General features: G+C 48.5%; 15 protein-coding genes and 1 pseudogene. 6 read left to right on the top strand and 10 right to left on the bottom strand.

Annotated elements, in window-relative coordinates; genetic code table 11:
* Positions 1-25 precede the first annotated feature (25 nt).
* The 4 genes from E6C60_RS01690 to E6C60_RS20770 all read left to right on the top strand — a co-directional run bounded on the left by E6C60_RS01690 (position 26) and on the right by E6C60_RS20770 (position 5,572).
* Positions 26-3,430, top strand: coding sequence for an endo-1,4-beta-xylanase (locus E6C60_RS01690; protein ID WP_233281095.1), 3,405 nt, complete (start codon positions 26-28; stop codon positions 3,428-3,430).
* A gap of 171 nt (positions 3,431-3,601) precedes the next feature.
* Entirely contained in the window at positions 3,602-4,294 is a 693-nt protein-coding gene (locus tag E6C60_RS01685) for a DUF421 domain-containing protein (RefSeq protein WP_325053172.1), read from the top strand.
* Positions 4,295-4,343: 49 nt separating this feature from the next.
* Entirely contained in the window at positions 4,344-5,330 is a 987-nt protein-coding gene (locus E6C60_RS01680; RefSeq protein WP_138224172.1) for a dimethylarginine dimethylaminohydrolase family protein, read from the top strand.
* A gap of 65 nt (positions 5,331-5,395) precedes the next feature.
* Positions 5,396-5,572, top strand: coding sequence for a hypothetical protein (locus E6C60_RS20770; protein ID WP_175415141.1), 177 nt, complete (start codon positions 5,396-5,398; stop codon positions 5,570-5,572).
* Positions 5,573-5,686: 114 nt separating this feature from the next.
* Here the strand turns inward: E6C60_RS20770 and bglS are convergent, their stop codons facing one another.
* Positions 5,687-6,397: a beta-glucanase gene (gene bglS, locus E6C60_RS01675; RefSeq protein WP_138224171.1), complete on the bottom strand. Its 711-nt coding sequence runs from the start codon at positions 6,395-6,397 to the stop codon at positions 5,687-5,689.
* Between the two features lie 444 nt (positions 6,398-6,841).
* Here bglS and E6C60_RS21545 point away from each other — a divergent pair, with 444 nt between their 5' ends.
* Positions 6,842-6,958: an IS3 family transposase gene (locus E6C60_RS21545; RefSeq protein ID WP_138227568.1), complete on the top strand. Its 117-nt coding sequence runs from the start codon at positions 6,842-6,844 to the stop codon at positions 6,956-6,958.
* Between the two features lie 55 nt (positions 6,959-7,013).
* Here E6C60_RS21545 and E6C60_RS01665 read toward each other — a convergent pair whose 3' ends face one another.
* The 6 genes from E6C60_RS01665 to E6C60_RS01645 all read right to left on the bottom strand — a co-directional run bounded on the left by E6C60_RS01665 (position 7,014) and on the right by E6C60_RS01645 (position 10,005).
* Complete coding sequence (locus E6C60_RS01665) at positions 7,014-7,364, bottom strand: DUF3221 domain-containing protein (RefSeq protein ID WP_138224170.1); 351 nt, start codon at positions 7,362-7,364, stop codon at positions 7,014-7,016.
* 339 nt (positions 7,365-7,703) lie between these two features.
* A complete protein-coding gene (locus tag E6C60_RS01660; protein WP_138224169.1) occupies positions 7,704-7,973 on the bottom strand; it encodes a type II toxin-antitoxin system RelE family toxin in 270 nt (89 codons plus the stop codon).
* On the bottom strand, positions 7,957-8,184 hold the full coding sequence (locus E6C60_RS01655) for a hypothetical protein (RefSeq protein ID WP_138224168.1): 228 nt from the start codon (positions 8,182-8,184) through the stop codon (positions 7,957-7,959). Before E6C60_RS01655 ends, E6C60_RS01660 begins: the two co-directional genes overlap by 17 nt.
* 277 nt (positions 8,185-8,461) lie before the next feature.
* Entirely contained in the window at positions 8,462-8,950 is a 489-nt protein-coding gene (locus tag E6C60_RS01650; RefSeq protein ID WP_138224167.1) for a GyrI-like domain-containing protein, read from the bottom strand.
* Between the two features lie 47 nt (positions 8,951-8,997).
* Positions 8,998-9,159 (bottom strand): hypothetical protein, encoded by a 162-nt coding sequence (locus tag E6C60_RS20765; protein ID WP_175415140.1) that lies wholly within the window; start codon positions 9,157-9,159, stop codon positions 8,998-9,000.
* Positions 9,160-9,330: 171 nt separating this feature from the next.
* Entirely contained in the window at positions 9,331-10,005 is a 675-nt protein-coding gene (locus E6C60_RS01645) for a class I SAM-dependent methyltransferase (RefSeq protein ID WP_138224166.1), read from the bottom strand.
* Between the two features lie 238 nt (positions 10,006-10,243).
* Here E6C60_RS01645 and E6C60_RS01640 point away from each other — a divergent pair.
* Positions 10,244-10,703: pseudogene (locus tag E6C60_RS01640) on the top strand (transposase); the annotation flags it as partial.
* A 71-nt stretch (positions 10,704-10,774) separates the two neighbouring features.
* Here the strand turns inward: E6C60_RS01640 and E6C60_RS01635 are convergent.
* From E6C60_RS01635 to E6C60_RS01625, 3 genes are all read right to left on the bottom strand, one after another.
* Positions 10,775-12,394 carry a response regulator gene (locus E6C60_RS01635; protein ID WP_175415139.1) on the bottom strand — a complete coding sequence of 540 codons (1,620 nt, stop codon included), beginning with the start codon at positions 12,392-12,394 and terminating at the stop codon, positions 10,775-10,777.
* Entirely contained in the window at positions 12,372-14,081 is a 1,710-nt protein-coding gene (locus E6C60_RS01630) for a sensor histidine kinase (protein WP_138224164.1), read from the bottom strand. Before E6C60_RS01630 ends, E6C60_RS01635 begins: the two co-directional genes overlap by 23 nt.
* Positions 14,082-14,164: 83 nt before the next feature.
* Positions 14,165-15,865, bottom strand: a complete 1,701-nt coding sequence (locus tag E6C60_RS01625; protein WP_138224163.1) for an extracellular solute-binding protein — start codon at positions 15,863-15,865, stop codon at positions 14,165-14,167.
* Between the last annotated feature and the right edge of the window lie 47 nt (positions 15,866-15,912).

Genomic DNA, 15,912 nt, shown 5'->3' with positions numbered 1-15,912 from the left:
GGCGGTTCCTTTTTATATCGGTCATGTGCTTATTACCAAGACACCCGGCACGGACCCGGAGCAGCCCCCTTCTGCACCTGTCCGGGAGTGGTCCACCATAACATTTGAACATGGTCAGGTCAGCGGCTTTGAGGGCCGGAAGGGCACGGAGCAACTTACCCTTGTTTCCGGGGAGAATCATAGCTCAGGCGGTAGCTTTGCACTAAAGACAGAAGGCCGCTCCGACACCTGGCATGGACCGAGCCTGCGCATCGACCCCTATATAGTGCAAGGCGCGGAATATACGATCAGCGCTTGGGTCAAGCTGATCTCTCCGGAGAGTGCCGATCTGCAGCTGTCCACGCAGATCGGTACCGAGAACAGTGCCAGCTATGTAACGCTGGATAAGGAGAGCGTCACAGCCGAGAGCGGATGGATAGAGCTGAAGGGCACCTACCGCTATAACAATGTCAGCAGCGGAGTGCTGACGATTTATGTAGAGAGCTCCAGCAGCACGGCCTCTTTTTATCTCGATGATGTGCATCTGGAGCGTACAGACTCAGGACCAATCGCTATCCAGCCTGATCTGGAGGCGCTCAGGGACGTCTATGCATCTCAATTTCTCATAGGCGCTGCCATTACAGCGGAGGATCTGGAAGGCATCCGCCTGGAGCTGCTAAGCAAGCACCATAACGCAGCAACAGCCGAGAATGCCATGAAGCCGGAAGCGTTGCAGCCGCAAAAGGGGACGTATACCTTCGAGGCTGCAGATCAAATGGTCAATGCCGCCCTGGATGCGGGACTCCGCATGCATGGACATGTTCTCGTATGGCATCAGCAGTCTCCTGCCTGGATGACCACGCGTCCCGGCGAGGGTTCTCCGCTCGATCGCGAGGAAGCATTAGACAATATGAGGACGCATATTCGCGCGGTGATGGAGCATTTTGGAGACCGGATGATTTCGTGGGATGTTGTGAACGAAGCCATAAACGATAACCCCTCCTCCCCGGAACAATGGAAAGGCTCACTGCGCCAATCGCCCTGGTACCACGCTATCGGCCCTGATTATGTCGAGCAGGCTTTTCTGGCAGCAAGAGAGGTGCTGGATGAGAATCCCGATTGGGAGATCAAGCTGTACTACAATGATTACAATGAAGACAACCGGAACAAGGCCACAGCCATCTACCACATGGTGAAGGAGATCAATGAGAGGTACAGTCAGGAGCATCCCGGCAAGCTTCTCATTGATGGTATTGGCATGCAGGGCCACTACGGCTTGAATACGAACCCGGACAATGTGAAAGCTTCCCTGGAACGCTTCATTTCATTAGGCGTGGAGATCAGCATTACGGAGCTGGACATTCAGGCCGGCAGTGACTATCAGATGACGAAGCAGCAGGCTGATGCGCAGAGCTACATCTATGCGAGACTCTTTCAGCTGTATGAACAGTATGCCGAGCACATCAGCCGCGTCACCTTCTGGGGGCTAGAGGACAGCAAAGGCTGGAGAGCGGCGTTTAACCCGCTCGTGTTTGACCGGAATTTACAAGCGAAGCCTGCCTACTACGGTATTGTAGACCCTGACACGTTTATCGCCGGGTATCAGCCGGTGCTCCCGGAAGGGAACTTCACTTCGGCAAGCTATGCTGCTTCCCCAGTTGTTATTGACGGGATCGAGGATGCCGCATGGAATTCTGCCACCGCCATTCCGGTCAATCAATACCAGATAGCTTGGCAGGGTGCGACCGGAACCGCTAAGGCATTGTGGGATGATCAATATCTCTATGTGCTGGTCAAGGTAAACGATGGTCAGCTCGACAAGAGCAGCCCCAACCCTTGGGAGCAGGATTCTATTGAGGTTTTTGTGGATGAGAATAACGAGAAGACGACCTACTATCAGCAGGATGACGGACAATATCGCGTCAATTATGATAATGAAACGTCCTTTAATCCAGAACCTGCTCCTGCAGGCTTCAAATCCTCTACACGGACCAGCGGCAGCATGTATACCGTTGAGCTCCAGATTCCTCTGCGTGAGGTAAAGCCTGGGAACGGAGCCCGCCTCGGATTTGATGTTCAGATCAACGACGCAAGGAGTGGGGCCCGCCAAAGTGTTGCTGCCTGGAACGATACCACAGGCAATGCTTATATGGATACCTCTGTATTCGGCACCCTGCACCTGACGGGCAAGCCGGCTGCTGGCAGCAGCGACATGCCGGGAAGCACCATTACCGTTCCTGCGAACAACCCGGATGGCTCCGTGACTGTTCATGACGGTGTCATAACTCTGAAGCCGCAGGCAGCCTTGAAGCAGGGACGCATGCAAGCCGTCGTTTCTGCAGCACTGCTGCAGAAGGCGCTGCAGTCATCGCAAGCCGCCGGGGAGCGAGGACGTCAGATGATGATTGATGTGCCCGGTCTAAAGGGGACGGCCGGTCTGGATCTACAGCTGCCGATGTCCGGGCTGCAGGCGCTGGAGGGCTGGGAGCTGGTCATTCCCTCTGGCGCAGCCAAGCTGACGATCCCGGGCCAGGCGCTGCACCAAGCCACCAAAGGTAAAGATATACAGGCAAAAGGCTTCATCACCCTGTCCTTGGATCACCACGTTAGCCTGCGGCCGGGAATGAGTATGACGCCTCTTCCGGGGAATCGTCCGGCTCTTCGGGTCAGCCTGCTTCATGGAGATACACTTCTTCCTTGGGACCAGGCCGGGATGCCGATTCAAACCGAGATATTCTATACACCTTCAGCAGCCGAAGCTAATCATCAGGAACAGATTGTCGTCTGGCATATGGATGATCAAGGCGTACCCACACCAGTCGTCAGCAGCCGTTACGATGATTCTACACAAGCGGTCCGCTTCTCGATGAAGAAGTTGGGGACCTACGCCGTAACGTATGCGGCGAAGCCGTTTGCCGATGTCACGCGCGTTCCTTGGGCGGAGCAAGCCGTTCATGCCATGGCTGCACGCGGTGTGATTCAGGGGACCACCCCGCAGACGTTCTCGCCGGGCGATACGATGACCCGGGCCGGATTCGCTGCGCTGCTGGTCCGGATGCTGGATATTCCGGCTGCTGATCTCTCCGGCCGCTCCTTCAGCGATGCTGCCGCGGCGAACGCTCTTCAGGCTGAGGTTGCTGCCGCATTAGAGCTTGGGATCATTAGCGGATATGCTGATGGCACCTTCAGGCCAGAGCAGCCGCTGAAGCGCCAGGATATGATGGTCATGGCGGTACGGGCTCTGAAGGCCGGCGGAAAAACGCTCGGCGAGCCCCAAGACTTGACCCGGTTTAAAGACGCGGCAGCCCTCTCGGGGTATGCTAAGGAAAGCGCTGCAATCATGACCGGGGAGGGTCTGGTTCATGGCAGGAACCAAGCTCTCGCACCACAGGAGCTCATGACCCGCGCAGAAGCAGCGGTCATTCTGTATCGAATCTGGAGCCTGGAATAAGGCAAGAAAGCCGGTGCGCTGCACCGGCTTTTGTTATGCCATTTGAATGGGCTGTCCTCAGGCTAAAACTCTCCATTTCCAGCCATACTATGGCACAAAAGGAAACCTTCGTAGTCCTGTGAACCGCTGTGGCGCCTGCGGGAGACGACAGACAGAAAGGATGAAGTGCCTGTGCTGGAATGGATGAAGGATTGTGCTGTCGTGCTGGGAAGAATTGTGACCATCTTCCCCCTGATGCTGATCATTACACTATTTATGGGTAGACGCTCCATCGGAGAGCTGCCTATCTTTGATTACCTGATCGTGCTGGCTCTTGGCGCTGTCGTAGGCGCGGACATTGCCGATCCTCAGATTCAGCATCTGCCGACGGCGTTCGCGATTGTGGTCATCGGTATTTTTCAAAAAATATTTTCGTATGCGGTCATCACCTTCCGCAAGTTTGGAAAGTGGGTCACGTTCGAGCCGGTCATTGTGATCCACCATGGAAAGCTCATCTACCCTAACATCAAGAAGGCGCGGTACACGATCGATAATATTTTGCAGATGCTGCGTGAAAATCTGGTCTTTAACCCCAGCACGGTAGAGCTGGCTCTGATTGAGCCTAACGGACAGCTGAGCATCCTGGAAAAATCGCATACACAAGGTGCCTCCCCCCTCGTGTTTCCCCTCATTCGGGAGGGGCGGATCGAGCCCCGTGTGCTGGCATCGTTTCAACTGGAGGCATCATGGGTGCACGAGGAGCTGCGCCGGATGGACATTTCCCTGGAGGATGTTTTTCTGGCCACGATGGATGGGAAGCTTCGCTTGCACATTACGCTTTACCAAGAGCAGGAGCATCTCAATCTGCCGCCGCTGCATTATTAATAAACAGGACCGCCTTGTGGTGCCATTCTTCTAATCAAAGGAGCTGCCTATGCAACAGAACTTTTTCTCGCTGTCACGCAAGCTGGTACAAGAACCGTTTCAACACCCGCCTCTGCTGCAATCGGTATGGGGCAAGCCTTGGGGCATGAGAAGTCCGGTCGGTGCCATTCGGCAAGTACTCATGCATCGTCCCGGGCACGAAGTTCTGCTGCTGGATGAGAACAGCGGGGCGATCGAATCCGGGCCGCTGCTGTTGCAGCATATTCAAGGCTGTCTGCCCAAGAATAGTCCTGTACAGTCTGTTGACTTGAGCGTGCTGCAGGAGCAGCATGACCATCTGGCCGCTGTCCTGAAGCAGCACGGTGTCGAAGTGCTGGGTCTGGAAGGCACGGTAGAGCATTTTCCCGAAGCGATATTCACCCGGGATGGAGGCATGGTGGTGCCAGGCGGCATCATACTGTCCAGACCTGCGCTCCATGTCCGTCACGGGGAGACTCCCCTCCTCGCTTCCACACTTAGCCGGGCCGGAATGCCAATTCTCGGCATGATACAGGGAAAAGGGCTCGCAGAGGGGGGCAGCTTCACGATGCTAGATGAAAGGACCGCGGTCATCGGCCGTTCGGAACGCGTCAATGCTGACGGCATTCACCAGGTGAGGCAGCTGCTCTCACTGCAGGACATCGAACTGATGACCGTAGAGTTGCCGGCTTCCATCATTCATCTGGATGAAGCCTTTGTAATTGTGGATCATCAGAAAGCTCTAGTGAACATTGCTGTGCTGCCATTCTGGTTTCTGGATGAGCTGCAGCAGCGGGGCTTTGAGCTGCTGCAGGTACACCCCCAGGACCCCATGCTGAGTATCAATGTATTCGCCCTCTCGCCCGGTCAGGTGCTGTGCTCCAAGAGCGGAGTCCGTACCCTGGAGCTGCTATCCCGGAATGGCGTGGAAGCGATCCCTGTCGACGTCTCGGAAATTCACAAATTGGGCGGCGGCATTCATTGCTGTATTCTCCCGCTCATGCGGGATTACGTATAGCGGCGGTGTAGTCGGCAAATACTACCTTGCACCCTATTTTGACGCAGCGAAGGAGGCGGCTTACTGTGAATACAGAGCATCCGGACAAAAATCTGGTCAACACGGTAAAAGAGCTGGAGCACACTCCCGTGAACAGCCTGGAGGCGCAGCAGCAGCAACAGGCCCGCAACGACCGCAGGAAGCAATCCCTGCACGACCAGAACGGTAAATACAAGGAGAGCGAAGGCGGCAATTATCGCTAGCTAGCTTGCAGCGCCTGCGTTAGCACTGCGCTGGCGAGGCTGATGCCGAAGCTTTCAGCTGATCTAAGCAAGCACGAAAAAGCGGCCGGGAACGGCCGCTTTTTGGCGAGCAACCTAGTTGCCCGTATATTTAACCCAATCGTAGTAAGCGTATAATGGATTAGCTCCATTGTAGGGTCCCAGCCAGCCGTCTACCCCGGTACCGTTCCAAAGGTTCATCATGATCTTCCCTGGAGTCTTCGGAATATTGGAGGTCGCGGTGTGCTTCTTCACGCCATCCACGTACCATGTAATGGAGCCTGGCTGCCAGTCAAAAGCATAGGTGTGGTAGCTCTTGGAGGCATCAAAGCCAAGATCCACTACTTTTTCGTGACCGCCCACGCCATTGGTATAATAATTAAATTGTACCTTCGTCGTGTCCTTGCCTAAGAATTCAATATCGATTTCGTCCCATTGTGTACCATCTGACGGGCCCGTATACGTAAAGAAGGAGGAAACAACTCCGGTGTTCTTAGCAGGCTTCATGCTGACCTCGTACAGCCCGTAACCGAATTTGGCCTTCGATCGGTACTCTCCGCAATCGTATTTATTTGTAGAAGGGCTTGTAAGTGCAAGACGAAGCTTTCCGTCACTCGTAAACGTTGCATTCTTTGCCCGCCAGGTACAGTTGAACATAGCCCCGTTAGACCATCCATCGGCTTTCTCCCACTTTTGTGAATTATGCGAGGTCAAAGGCTCCCATAATGAGGTCGCACCAAAAGCCGTACCCGCCAATGAAGCCAGCAGAACCAGTGAAGAACAAAGGGCAATCCATCTTTTTTTCATTTGCAATTTGCTCACCTTCCCAATCTGTATTTTTTTCCTGACATGCACGCAGCTGAATGGCTTCACTGTGCCCCCTTCCTGTGGTTAGGTTAGATGCAAGCTAATTGTATCTCTGTTTGAAGACGCTTTCTATAACAAGAAGTTTACTTTCATAACGATTTGTTAAGGGGACTCTGATCTTGAGATCTCAACTTTTGCAGCTCAAATTTGTCGGATATAACTGGGCAAATCGGTAATCCATTACTGTAGTTGTGATTGAATGAGTCTTGTCATGTTCTTGTTTGCTTTCTTAGCCATATCTTCATGAATTTGAATGAGCTGCTCACGCAGAGGCAATTGTTACGACAACGCCACCACCCAGAGCTTCTTCTCACATCTAAAAGTAGAGGCTCTATATATTTATAATATCCGAAGCATTGAAGCATAGAAGAAGCATAAAGGAGAATTGAGGAATGCATTCACTTTTATAACAAGGGAAGAGCACAGAGAAAACTAAATAAGCTGACGCCGGTTGAGTACCGGCACCAGCTTGCAGCCCAGGGCTTTTTCAATGTCTACTAAATGGGGGCTTGACCAAACCAATCCACAACAGCGTTTTTTAACATTGTAAATGACACTAGTTCTTTACTTTTACGGTAGCATTGACTTGGGCGGGATAAGAGTTTTTAATTACTCCTTCAATACCTAACTCCACATTATCACCTATTGCTATAGTGTCATACACTTCTGGATTTTTGAGCGTTATCCAAATTGCATCAGGTTGGTTTTGTTTGAGAAGTTCTGATACTGACATGTTGCCAGTTTCAAGTTCAGGTTTATGCCTGACCACCAATATTTTCTGGTCTTCTTTTGCAATCACATAGCCACTTGAACGATCCCATGTCTCAGGATTGATTGATTCATTTCCAGAGCAACTAACAATAAACAAGAAAAAACAAGTTACTACAAGCAAACTCCACCCTTTCATTCATATTCCTCCTAACACTGTTGGACCTTCCTCAATAATTGACGGTTTTCCCTTATATAGAATGTTGCTATCAAATTCATACTAAATTTCGTTGTCAGGCTCCAGGATACATCGGATTAGAGGATACTTTTTACGTTTCCATGCCAGGGTTGTCTGGCTGATTATACTTCCATGCATTGAGTTTACTTCTTAGAATCCACTTCTTCTACTTCGACTGGAACAAGGAGCGACAGATACGCAGCGTGAATGTGTTGTTATAAGATGTTATTGCCTTCCTGAATAACCTTCAAAAATTCCATTAAATCCAAATGCCCTAACAGATTTTGTTAGGGCATGATGTCATTTGTATACGTCTCCTCTTGGTCCTACTCGTACTACATATATTATTAATTCTTTATCCTTGATTTCATAGATGATTCTAAAATTCCCTACTCGCAATCTGAAAATTTGTTCTTCAGATCCCTTCATTCTCTTTACATTCGGAGCATCAAATGGATCATTACACAACAGATCCAGGGCTTTAAAAATTCTCCTTATCATTGGTTTATCTAGTTTTACAAGTGTCTTTTCAGCATCATTCGAAAATTCAACTCTATATTTCGAACTCACGCTTCAAGTCCTCCAATGATTTTGTTTGTCCATTCTGATATTCAATTCGACCTTTTTCTAATGCCTTTAAATCATCGCTTGTTAAATACTCGTCTTCTTCATCCGCTTGTTTTTCGAGTAACCAAGATAAAAAGCTCTTGGCTACTAATTTATTCGTATCGTTCAGATGATCCAAAATATTGTCGATATCATTGTGTTTCGAAGCACTCATGGGTAATAGCCTCCTTTAGATTGCTCTACCTTATTATACGCCAATTTATAAGAACGCTCCAGAAAATGTTGATTTTATACACTTCCTGAGTTCACATTCAATATAGCACTTGCGCTAATTTCTTATAACGTTCTGGCATTTACGAACTCCCGTAGGGCGTTGTCGCAGCAACCACTTCCTCGCACCCACGTCTGCGACCGAGGGCGCCAGCCCGATGCGTGAATACGTGTTATATGAAGGACTTGCCTTCCTACAATTTGCTTAATAATGCTCTTCTTTACTTATCCAGTATTCTTTCTATCGGAAAATATAAGTACAGGTTCCCATTTGTCTCATTTGGTTTATAATATTCATGCACTGCCCCTACGATCGAATAACCATTGCTCGGCAGATACTCATTAACCATATATTTAAATTCCCTTTGATATGTATTTTGATTACATTGAATAACAGCATATTTATACGATGGGATGATCCATTTAGTCCATCCTGCCGGAGCAACGCAATGATCTAATACCTCGCAACCTGCTAAATATTTCCCTTGGTCGGTCCAACGCTCAAAACTTTCCGATATATCGCTCATTGCCCCCCAAAGACCAACTAGATTTCCTTCTTCATTTGTCTTCGCTAAATTCTGAATTTCCCCGAATTCATTATTGGCCTCTTGCCAAAGAGCAGGTATCCATTTGGGACCTTCCGCCGCTAATCCTTGTCCTAATTTACCGATTACCGTAAATGATCCCTTGTCTTCAATCTGAACTGACATAACAGAGCTCCTTTATGGTTTTATAATTTTATAGGTTTGCAAATCTTTCATATAACGTTTCTCATATAATCAACAAATTGAACTTTTATATCCAAAATCATTAATGTGTAAGAGACTATAGATGCAATCACTCCCCCAACTATTGCCCCAACAACGGCAGCCAACATACCTGTTGGTTGCCTTTTATTTACTACTTCATTGATAAACATAAGAACCCCCAGAATTAATATTTCCGATAACGTTTCTCATATTCACGACGCCCGGCGATAGCCGGGTGTGTCCCAGCCAACCACCTCTTCAAATTTATTTCTGGGACCGAGGGCGAATTCCAGATGCGTTAATATAATGTTAGATGATGTGGATGGCTTCTTGGATTACTTTCACGGCTTTTGTGCTTTCCAAATGTATTTATAATCTTTTATTTGAATTATTCCGTTAAACGTATTTTCAACAATCATTTTTTCCAGTTCATCCTTATATCGTTCTTCACTGTAATCTGGGTTTCCAGGAATATCAGAAACAAATTTTATATACTCATTTCGATTAGGAAATATAATTCTTGATTCCTTATATTCTCTAATTTCAATCCTTATAAAACCATTTTGTTGAAGTCGTTCTTTAACAAGTTCTAGTGCGCCTGAATGAATCCCAAACACTGTCCCTCCAGATCGAAGAATTCGACTATGATTTAGGATTGATGTTGGCCCTTTTCTATCGTATATAAGATCAAATTGTTCATCTTTGAATGGTAACTCTTCTTTTGTTGAGATAAATACAAATTCAATGTTATCCCTTCCCACTTGATTTGATTTAGCAATTTTTATTAATTCAATCGAATTATCAAGTCCCACAATTGATTTCGAAAATTGTGACATTCTGATTGTAAAATCACCATGACCACAACCTGCATCTAACACCTGATAAAAGTTAGGAAGAAGTTTAATTAACTCTTGTTCATAAATTTCTTCGGCATTAATGCCTTCTATTAGAAATTTAGCATTTGTTTTATAACCGCCATTTCGTAAAGCGATAGAATTATACCAATCTACTCCCATGAGTGACCTCCAAAGGCTTTTTTACAGCCATTTCACCTAACGTCATATCTGCGAACTTCGTAAATAACTCATATGTAAAGTATTCGCGAAACCAATGAACTACCCCTGCCGGTAGCTGAATAAATTAGATCAATACTTAAATACTTAACTTTTGCAGAGCGAAAATCGACTCAAATGCATGATGTAACTGAAGATATGACATATTCAATATCATCGTTGCGAAATAGAAAAACACCACTTGTTTCACCACAAAAACTGGTTTCGTTTGCTGGAAAGCGGTAAGGGAGCAACGTTCCCTGGAAAAGACACCGTGTATCGTTTCTTAAATCATAGCGCCAATCGGGTATCTGTCTTTATAGTCGATGATTCTATGTTTGAACGTAATCGCAGCAAGGCGGTTGCATTGCTTTCCAGATGTAAGGACCATGCGAGCGGCTGTTACTACAAAGGTTTTCGAATGCTTACACTGGGCTGGTCAGATGGGCACACGTTTATCCCCGTCGACTTCTCCTTGCTGGCTTCGCTCAAGTCGCAAGTGAATGGAATTATAGACGGTATCGATCAGCGGACGTCCGGCTACAAAAGACGGATGGAGGCACGCCTGCCCGCACCTGAGGTGGCCCGCAATAATCGATCAAGCGCTTTCGACAGGCATGCAAGCTTCTTACATGTTCACAAATACAGCATTGGTTGCCGATTTCCCCAGTTATATCAAGGCTTATCTGCCAAATTTAAGCTGCGAACGTTGAGTTAAGATGAAATGAGCTTTTTATTTCACGCCCGTTTTTTCACGATAATCCTGAGGTGTCATCCCGAATTCGTCCTTGAACACCTTGATAAAATATTGGGAGTTGGAATAGCCGAGCTGCTCGGAGATTTCATACACCTTGGCGTCCGAGTCTCTGAGCTGTGCCAAAGCCCGCTCCATCTTCAGTTTATGAATATAATCACTGATGCTGCTCCCCGTAACCTGCTTGAACAGCCTGGATACGTAAGAGGGATGCAGAGACACATGATCCGCGACAGTCTGAAGACTGGCATTTGCATAGCTCACATCTAAAAAGCTGGAAATTTCCTGAATGATCTTCTGCTGATTCGTTTGCGTATCCGTCTCCAGCTGGTCCTTTAACAGCTCGGCAAGCTCTTCTCCCCACCGCATAAGCTGCTCCATTGAGCGAAACGAGGACTTATGCATTCGTTCATATCCCACCAGATCGGATAGAAGCTTCTGATTCTTGTGGGCAATATAATGAAAGGAAGATAACAGCAAGCTCCGAATTTCTTCAAAATATTCTTCACTGCACCCCTCCCAGCTGTCATATTCCTGCTGAATACGCGCAAGCCGTTCCTTATAGCCTTCCCACTGCCCGGTCTCCAGCAGATGAATAAGGGTCGGAGGCTCATACAGTATTCTTAACGGCTGTACCTGCGCCTGCTGGGGACGTCCACCCACGGAGAGCAGATAGCCCTGGCGGCTTCCCACCTGCTGCTTCAGGGCATACACAGCATCCTCGTACATCTTGCGCACATCCTGAGTGAATAATCCGGGGTTGGATACAACGACCGAAATGCCGCCCTTTAAATACTCATTCACGTTATAGTGCAATTGATCTGCCTTGTTGTTCAGCTGCTTCAGTACCTGTTCCGGGCTCAGGCCCTTGCCTTCCTCCTTATATTTCAGAAGAAACACCAGATATTCGTATGGGTCCCGGCACTGCCAGACTACAAAGCTATCACCAAAAATCTCTTCCGCAATGTTAATGACAGCGTATTCAAATAGCAGCTGACTGTCTGAACCGTAGTTGGTAAAGCGCTCCTCCAAACGAACCAGGACCAAGTGAACAACCTCCTGCTCGTGGATGGAGATCTGATAGTGATTCATTTTGTCCGCCAGCTCATCCGGCCTGAATTTCTTGCCCTGTACCAGCTCACTCAGCAGCTTATCCTTCAGCAAGGGCAGGTGTTCTCGGAAAGCCAGCTTTGCAAGATCTAATGAGGCGGCCATGCTCAGCTCCTCATGAATTTTGGTCACGGTTGCATGCAGTGTCGCTCGCAGCTGACTTTGATCCAGAGGCTTGACCAGATACTCCAGCACCCCATGCTTCAGAGCCTCGACAGCATATTCAAAATCAGAGAAGCCTGTCAGCAGAATACACTTGGTATGGGGATGATGCTCTTTAACCAAGCCCACCAATTCCAGTCCATTCATCCCCGGCATCGCGATGTCGGTAATGAGAATATCTACAGGATGCTCCTGCAGGATCTGTGCAGCCTGGACGCCGGAGTACGCTTGATGGACCTTGCCAATGCCGAACTCCTCCCAGGGAAAGGCGATCGTTAAATCGTCTACGACATAATGCTCGTCATCAACCAATAAAATCTGCAGCATGCTCATCATCTCCTTTCTGTATCTGGATCCGGTAGCAGGTTCCCTTGAAGGGAGTGGATTCTATGATCAACCCGGAATTTTTCCCATAATATAGACGCAGTCGCTGGTGTACATTGCGGATGCCCGCACCCAGAGCGCCGTCCTGGGGGATTACGTCATCCATATGCCGCTGTATAGCCAGTGTTCTCTCCTCCGTCATCCCTACTCCATTGTCCTCGATGACAATCTCAAAGCCGTGCTTCATCGGTTCTGTCCGGATTGACACAATCCCGGACTGCATCCCCGGCTCAATGCCATGCTTCACACAATTCTCGACAAGCGGCTGCAGAATCATTCTTGGCACTCGCTCATCGTATAAGCTTTCTGAAATATGAATATCAAAAGCAATTTCACGTTTACGGAGTTGAACAATGGATAGAAAATGCTTTACAAAGGTAAACTCTTCCATCAAGGTAGCATCCACCAGCTCGATCTTGTGGATGTACCGGCAGTAAGACCCCAGATGCAGGGTCATGGCGGTCACCGACTCATGGTCCTTCACGCTCGCCTTGCTTTGTATATAATTCAGACAATTGAACAAAAAATGCGGATTGATCTGAGCCTGATACTGGCGCAGCTTCGCTTCTTTCACTTCAATCTCGATGAGGAGCACCTGTTCAATCAGCCTTTGCGTATTCTCAGCCATTCGATTAAACGAATTGCCGAGCACTGAGAACTCGTTGGCATCGAGGCTATCCACGCGGCTGGACAGATCTCCACGATCAAAACGGTTGATCGCGGTCCGAAGCGCCTGAACGGGCTGCTGAACCTGCTTCCGCAGCAGCAGAGTGTAGCAGATGACTCCCCCCAGCACCATCAGCACTGCGTAAAGAAAATACTGGTTATTGCGGGAAATTTGCTGGGTATATTGGCTCTTGGGATGGTAGTCTATAAAATAAAGATCGAGCTCATCGGATTTCATGTAATTCACCACGTACGCGGTCCCCTGATCCCGGAGGGAAAATGAGCCGCTCAGACCCTGAATCTGCTGGGCCATCGCCGGATATGCATCCTGAAGAAGCCCTGAATCCTTGGTGATAAATGTATTTTGGGCGGAATCGTACAGCAAGGGAGTTCCCGAATTATACTGCTCCACCATTTTCGTGATGTTCTCCAGCGATATTCTGACCTCGATCAGAAGTACACTGAAAGGGCTGCGCATAATATAGGAATAATAGCCGGCTTCCGGATTCTCCATATGGATCGTCCATTCATGATATCGGTCATCCGGCAGCTTAAAGCTGCTAAAGGAAAAGGAATTCACCGAGGAGATCATCTCTTTTTCATTGGGATAGTAGAGAATCACCGTGTTGTTCCAGGTTGTGGAGGCCGAATTCAGTGCGAGCTTATCCATAATGGCAATCTTGTTTTCGTACCGGGCATATCTGTCGCCGGATTTGATCGCCTCGGGGAAGCTTCTCACCGTTGAGTCCTGGGATAGTGTCATGGTGTTCATCAGCACCTGTTCGAATTGCGTCGTAAGCTGAGAGGTAATAAACCGCATATCATTCATTTTGTTTTTGTTCACTTCGGTCTGAATGACCTTGAGATTTAAGCTGTTAATATACCAGAAAGCGATCACAAAAATCGCCACCATAAACAGAAGAAAGTAAAACAGTTTCTGAAAGATGGACAATTTCGTGATCACAGCTGACGCCCCCTAAGGTTTGAGGATGAACATAGAGCATGAAGGGCAGCCTGGATGGCTGCCCTCTCTGGCCTGCACCTCTATTATTGTTGAACTTGAACCGACTGGTACCAAGCGTTTACTTCTTCAGTGATCTTGTCACCACCGCTTGATTTCCATTTTTCCACAAAGGTATCAAATTCGTCAACCGGAGATTTGCCGTAAATAATTTTGTTCAAAATCTCCTTCTCCAGCTTGCCCAGCATGTCTCCACGAGACAGCTGAGTCGCGGTTGGGGCACCCGTGAACATTTCCGGCATCACAGCATCCTGTTGCTCTACAACAATCTTGGCAGCTTGAATCTGCTCCGGAAGGCGTTCGGACAGAACCTTCTCATACTGATTGGTAGGCTCAGCACCATCTGCAAGCTTCGCCAGGGTGTTCATTAACAGGTCTGGTACAATCGCACCATCAAAGGTCAGTGTATAACGGATGGCATCTACCCAGCCGCCAGGAATCTGGTCGCTCTGCTGTTCCCGGTATACTTCGCCGTTTGGACCCAAATCATAGTCATACCCTTTTGCAAAACCGTTCGCGAAGGTCTCGCTTTCCGGATTTGCCCAGTGATCGAACAGATAGTTCTGGTAAACGAAGAACGCGTCTTTATGCTTCATATCCTTGTTAATCAGTACCGCGCCGCTGCTGATGGCCGTGCCATGACGTCCAATTTTGCCATCCGGTCCTGCCGGTAGAGGGTAGGCTTTAAACTCTGCATCCGGAACGTTAGCTTTCAAATCCGGAAGCGGCCAGCCTGTCATCCAGTAAGGACCGACAATAATTCCTGACTTTCCTGCCGTAAAGGCTTCTGTTGCTTTCACTTCATCGTACAGACCGGATTCGGCAGAAATATAGCCTTTATCCATCCATTCCTGCATCTTCTGTAGGGCTGGCTTCATTTCCGGCTGAACAGATCCGTAAGCAAGCTGGTTATCTGCCGTCTTGTTCCATTGGTTAGGCATGGCGCCGAACATTCCGAAGATCCAGCCGGAGTCGGACATCCATGTATTCAGGTTGTTCTTGAAGCCCACCGAAAGCGCCGTGGTATCCTTCTTCCCGTTTCCATCCGGATCCTGATTCGTGAACGCATCCATGACGGTTTCGAGCTCGGCGAGATTGGTTGGCGCCTGTAGATTCAGCTTCTTCAGCCAATCCTCCCGGATGTACATGACAGGATCATTATTGTAGGCATTTTCCAGAATCGGAACACCCATTCTTTTACCATCGCGCATTAACGGATTCCATACCTCAGGATGCTGTGCCATAGCATTCTTATAAGATTCAGAAGCGTATTTATCGAATAATTCCCCTGCGTCGGTAAACTGCTCGCTATCAATTAAATCTGCAATCAGAGCAGGATTGCCCCGGTAGACAACAATGTCAGGCATCTCTTCGCCGGCGGTCAGCATGAGCCGCAGCTTGGTTTCATAAGCATTGTTCTGCTCGGTGACCGTCCACAGGTATTTAATATCAATGCCAAGCGTTTCCTTCGCCCACTTCGTGTGGACGTTGTTCTCGATGTTCTCCCCGTTCTTGAATTTCACGTTGCTTTGAATCGGGAATACGGTCGAGATGGTTACCGGCTCTGTGTATTTGCCATTCTCGAACGGAGCGGAGTAGAAGCTCTCTTCACCCGTGCTTGCCTCTTCCGGCTGTTCTTCTTTCGTACCGGTGCAGCCAGCCAGCGTACTGGATAACATTACCGTGCTAAGTAAAGCCATGATCGTGGTTTTCATTTTCTTTGCCATGGTAGGAACCCCCTTATTCATCTTGAGCATTTCATATGTGTACACAC

The organism is Paenibacillus algicola (assembly GCF_005577435.1).
GTDB classification, from domain to species: Bacteria; Bacillota; Bacilli; order Paenibacillales; family Paenibacillaceae; genus Paenibacillus_AQ; species Paenibacillus_AQ algicola.
Note: the sequence above shows the minus strand (reverse complement) of the source record. Positions and strands in the feature narration are given on the sequence as shown.

Bases quoted from the DNA above. Each gene is read 5' to 3' on its own strand.
- E6C60_RS01680 (WP_138224172.1), top strand. From the start codon at position 4,344: ATGCAACAGAACTTTTTCTCGCTGTCACGCAAGCTGGTACAAGAACCG.
- bglS (WP_138224171.1), bottom strand. From the start codon at position 6,397: ATGAAAAAAAGATGGATTGCCCTTTGTTCTTCACTGGTTCTGCTGGCT.
- E6C60_RS01665 (WP_138224170.1), bottom strand. From the start codon at position 7,364: ATGAAAGGGTGGAGTTTGCTTGTAGTAACTTGTTTTTTCTTGTTTATT.
- E6C60_RS01655 (WP_138224168.1), bottom strand. From the start codon at position 8,184: ATGAGTGCTTCGAAACACAATGATATCGACAATATTTTGGATCATCTG.
- E6C60_RS01650 (WP_138224167.1), bottom strand. From the start codon at position 8,950: ATGTCAGTTCAGATTGAAGACAAGGGATCATTTACGGTAATCGGTAAA.
- E6C60_RS20765 (WP_175415140.1), bottom strand. From the start codon at position 9,159: ATGTTTATCAATGAAGTAGTAAATAAAAGGCAACCAACAGGTATGTTG.
- E6C60_RS01645 (WP_138224166.1), bottom strand. From the start codon at position 10,005: ATGGGAGTAGATTGGTATAATTCTATCGCTTTACGAAATGGCGGTTAT.
- E6C60_RS01635 (WP_175415139.1), bottom strand. From the start codon at position 12,394: ATGCTGCAGATTTTATTGGTTGATGACGAGCATTATGTCGTAGACGAT.
- E6C60_RS01625 (WP_138224163.1), bottom strand. From the start codon at position 15,865: ATGGCAAAGAAAATGAAAACCACGATCATGGCTTTACTTAGCACGGTA.